2 protein-coding genes and 1 pseudogene are annotated in these 4,693 nt (G+C 41.1%); all 3 read left to right on the top strand.

The genetic code is table 11. The annotated features are described in order from the left end of the window. A pseudogene (locus tag NWQ57_RS06215) lies at positions 1 to 411 on the top strand (class I SAM-dependent DNA methyltransferase); the annotation flags it as partial. Between the two features lie 259 nt (positions 412 to 670). After that, a complete protein-coding gene (locus NWQ57_RS06210) occupies positions 671 to 1,264 on the top strand; it encodes a restriction endonuclease (protein WP_306021271.1) in 594 nt (197 codons plus the stop codon). Positions 1,265 to 1,373: 109 nt separating this feature from the next. Then, a partial coding sequence (locus NWQ57_RS06205) for a DUF4011 domain-containing protein (protein ID WP_306021270.1) occupies positions 1,374 to 4,693 on the top strand: 3,320 nt, incomplete at its 3' end.

The following is a 4,693-nucleotide window of genomic DNA, read 5'->3' as shown; positions in this document are numbered from 1 at the left end:
GATATGGGCCTGGTGTTTGAATAGTTAATCCGCCGCTTTGCAGAAAGCTTTAACGAAACTGCCGGTGAGCATTCATCCCGCGTGACATAGTGCGCTTGACAACCTCACTGGTGTTTAGCCATGACGATAACGGGCTAACCCAGGCTGACTTAGTGCAGTCTATTTACGACCCAACAGCGGTCACTGGCGGCTTTTTATCCTCAGGCATGGAGTATGTTACACGAGTTAAATGACAAAGCAGCATTATCGGCGTTTGGTCAGGAGCTTAACCCAAGGTCTAACGCTATCTGTAAAGCGGATATGCTGATTAAAGGCCAGAAAGTAGATAACATTAAATTGGGTAATACGCTGTCTAACGTTCAGCTAAGAGCTGATATGTTCGACTACATGTTATCTAACATGCCCTTTGGTTGCACAACGTTGATAACTGATTCTGCCTAGAAAAGCCTACTATTTTTCGTCGATAGCTTGCCAGTGGTACATAACTGAATTTATAAACGTTCACGTTTTAGCTTGTTTACCTCGTTCCGAAACTGAGGTATAAAAGTCTCTGAGATAATTAATATTATATTTATAGACCATCTACAAATTTCACCACGGATTGAGGTGTTGGAAACTACGTAGGTATATGAGTTGCCTGTTTTAATCTAGAAAAGGAAATTTTAGTAGCATGGCGCGTAGAAGTACCACTTCGACATTAGCTCAAATTATCTATATCGACAGCGTTATACCCTGGTGGGTCAGTTTGACGCTTGCGCCTATTCTCTATTTTTATCTTAACAGCTTAGCTGTTATGCCTGAAATAGATCCCAAGAAACCTATGGGCCATCTGCAAGCCTCAATGGTTTACTGCCTATCTTATTGGTTACGATACGTCATACCTCTGGCATTAATACTTGGCTCAATTAGGTCGCTTCTTGACGCTCGAAAACGTGTTTCGTTTTTCTCTGATATACGCACTAGCCCTTATTCAAAATCTGATTTGTTTGCCACAGTCAGTTGGCGTAAATTTGAAATGTTAGTTGGCCAATTCTTTCGTGAAAGAGGTTATAAAGTACATGAAACAGGAGGTGCAACTGACGGTGGCATTGATCTACGTATAACCGCCAGTGATTTTAAAACCTATTTAGTGCAGTGCAAGCATTGGAAAACCAGTAAGGTGCCGGTAAATGTAGTACGTGTTTTCAAACTGGTTAAAAGCATACGGGAGCGCTGCGAGAGCATTTCGAGCAGTAAACCTATTAGCCAGCTTTGGAGATCATAGCATGCATGAACATGTATCCCGTGTTTTAGACATTCATGACAAGCTAGCTTGCAGCGGCGGTGAGTCACTGGCCTGATGGAAAAATACTCTAATAATAAAAGGAACTGGTATGTCTGAGCGGTCAATTGGTTCTGAACACACCTTTGAGTTTGATTCTCTGGAAGCGGTTCGCAAGCGTCTGCTTGATTTAACGGGCAGAAACAGACTTATTAATTATCGGTATTCCGCTAAAACTAGTCTGCGCATAATAGATGAACTGCCTAAGCAACTTTTTAATGAATTACTTAAAGAGCGTGAGTTTCTATTTGCTCCTGTTCCTGAACCTACCAGAGAACAGCTAGTCGATGCAGGTTATCTTATATTTGACCCACAGAAAAAGACTTATCTGCCTCTAAAAGCCGGGCCTACAGCGACTGAGTGGGCGAAATATTTAAAGTTTAACACTAGCTATGATCTTCCTGTTTTGCTAAATAGTGAGGAAGGGAAACACAACGACACCAAAATTCAGACATTGCTCTTTGCAGGCGATCTTGAGGCTTCTCTTCGTAATATCAGCACCAAAAGCCGATTGGCATTAGAAGAAACTGGCGCGAATATTCTGTATTTGAGTATTGGTTGGCTTGAATGGTTTGAAAGCTCTGACTCAGAGCAGGTCCGAATAGCACCTTTAATTAACGTACCAGTCAGAATAGAAAAGGGCAGACTATATAACGGCGTTTACCAGTATTCGATCTGTTATACCGGCGACGATTTACTCCCAAACCTTTGCTTGGTAGAAAAACTTAAACAAGATTTCGGGCTTCAACTGCCAGATCTTACCGATGATACCTGTGCAGAAGACTATTTTAGTCAGGTTAAAAAGCAGATTGTAAAAGCTCAGCCAAGATGGAGCGTTAAACGCCAGGCGGCGTTAACGCTGTTAGAGTTTTCCAAATTACTGATGTACATCGACTTAGATCCTGCTCGTTGGCCAAAAGAAAATAATATTGCCAATCATGAGATTATCAGTAAGTTTTTTACCTCAAATTCTGTAGAACAAAGTCGTGATCTATCAACAACAGACTACGACATTGATAAAAGTCCAGATATCCACTTTGACGCACCGCTAATCGACGATACTGATAGCTCACAGCATGAAGCGATTCTTGATGTGGTGTCAAATAAAAACTTAGTGATTAAAGGGCCACCTGGCACTGGTAAATCTCAAACTATTACCAATATTATTGCCGCAGCTCTGGCTCAACATAAAAAGGTTCTTTTTGTTGCTGAAAAAATGGCAGCTCTTGATGTCGTAAAAAGCCGACTTGATAAGGCGGGGCTTGGTAAGTTTTGTCTCGAGCTACACAGCCATAAATCTCAAAAGCGAAAAGTACTGGATGATGTTAAGTCACGTTTGGAATTTCGGCCAAAGGTGATGAGTGCAGGGCATTTCGAGCGAAATATTGCTCAATATGAGAAGTTAAAAGATCAGCTAAAGAGCCATGTCGAGACAGTAAGCAGTATCTGGGAAGATACTGAGTTATCAATTTTTCAAATATTGACTAAAGCAACAAGGCTAAAACTACAGGCCGAAATTAAAACAGAACCAAGCTGGCTTGATGAGAATAAACTTTCCAGCTTTTCGCCAGAGAGCAGAGCCCAGTTATTAGATACCATTGAACGTTTTACATTTGCACTAAGCGTACTCTCACAACAAGCTAATGAACAAGACATTAGGCAGCATCCATGGTTTGGAGCGCAAAATGCTAGTTTACTCCAAGACCTAATTGCAACTGTCACCGAGAGTCTTAGTCAGTGGAATAGCTGTTTAGAGCAAATACAAGCAAATCAGTTAAAACTTCAGCACTTACATGGCTCAGCTATCGAACTAAGCATTTCAGAGCTGCACTCATTAGAAGACGCATGTAACCATATTGATTTTAAGCCGGTAGCAGTTAGTAGCTCGACCTTAGGCCTGATAACACCAGATAATACCAAAGATTTATTACTGGCACTTCATCTGTATCGCCAGCTTCACGACAACTATACCGAGCTTGGTAAGTTGCTTGACTCTGACTCACTTAAGAGCGCCGAAGCCTTATCTGAAATACTCGCTTCGTTGAACGCACTTTTGGCATTTGTAATCGATGCTGGAACGTTAAACGACTTTGTCTCATTGAAACAAACGTTAGTTGCTCACCATGATTACCTGACTGAGTTTCAGATTATTTACGATGATATCAAGTCACGTTTAAGCACTGAAATAGTGGCGTTTTTCCCGTTAAATATAAAAGGGCTAAGAGCATTTCAACAATTATTGAACCTCACATCCGAATTGCCCGGCGATTTAATCAGTGAACGTAACGCTATTTTTGACAATGATAAACTTGATGTCGTATTGCCGGAGTTTGCAGAAGGTATCGACAAGCTGGCTAGTCTGGAACAATCCGTTTCACAGTATTTTAAAATTGAAGAATTGCCAGAGGCTAACGTCCTAAACCAATATTACGACCAACTTAATAACAGCAGTAAATTTAGTTGGTTTAACAGCTCATGGCGTAATGCCAGGACGACAATTAAGAAATTGTCATTAAAAAGTTCTTTCTCTCACAGTAAAATACTACCGCATCTTAGTAAGGCTATTGCCTACAAGATTTTGCAACGCCAAATCGAAACATCTCCGGTTTTCTTTCCTCTTCTAAAGGCGCATTACCGAGGAACACAAACTGATACCAAGCAGCTATTCGTTCTGCGTTACTGGTATAAGTCTGTAAGGCATGCTTACGGTATTGGTTTTGGAAAAACAGTCGTGATAGGGGATTTCTTATTAGATGCACCTTTGTCGTTAATCAGGGGGTTGCAGCATTTATGCCATACCGGTACGTCTGAGAAACTTGAACAGACCCTAAGTTCGTTAGCCAGAACTACAAACCAATTTAACGATGTTGTACCAGGTGATTATCACAACAGTCAGGTTCTCGGAGAGGACGGCGTTTGTAATCTTATTATCGAATGGATAAATAGCCATCTAGGTAAAATTCAACCTGCTTTATTGCAAAAAAACCTGTCCATTGAAGAGCTCAAACACCTTGCGAAACGCACATATAATTCTCTGGTAACACTAGATAATCTTCTAAACAATCGGTGGGTTGAAGCACTCAAGCTTTCTGAATTGTCGCTTACGACTCAGCCTGGAGAATTTAGTCAACGTGTTGAACAGCAACTTAATCAGACTCTAGCTTGTTTCAATTGGATGCAGACTATACCGGCAACGTTATCTTCAATTCTAAGCAACGAGACAGAGCAAGCCTCATTTGAAAAAGGTTTCGCTTTATTAATAAAGATTGTCGCGTATTTCAGTGACGGAATGTCATATGCAGCCCAGGCACTGAAAGTTATTGAGTGTGAGTTGGAGCAGTGGATTGCAGGAGCGGGTGATAACCTCAGTAA

Source organism: Paraglaciecola sp. (assembly GCF_030730205.1).
Classification (GTDB): domain Bacteria; phylum Pseudomonadota; class Gammaproteobacteria; order Enterobacterales; family Alteromonadaceae; genus Paraglaciecola.
The sequence above is the reverse complement of the archived record's forward strand: the minus strand, read 5'-3'. Positions and strand labels throughout refer to the sequence as shown.

Bases quoted from the DNA above. Each gene is read 5' to 3' on its own strand.
- NWQ57_RS06210 (WP_306021271.1), top strand. From the start codon at position 671: ATGGCGCGTAGAAGTACCACTTCGACATTAGCTCAAATTATCTATATC.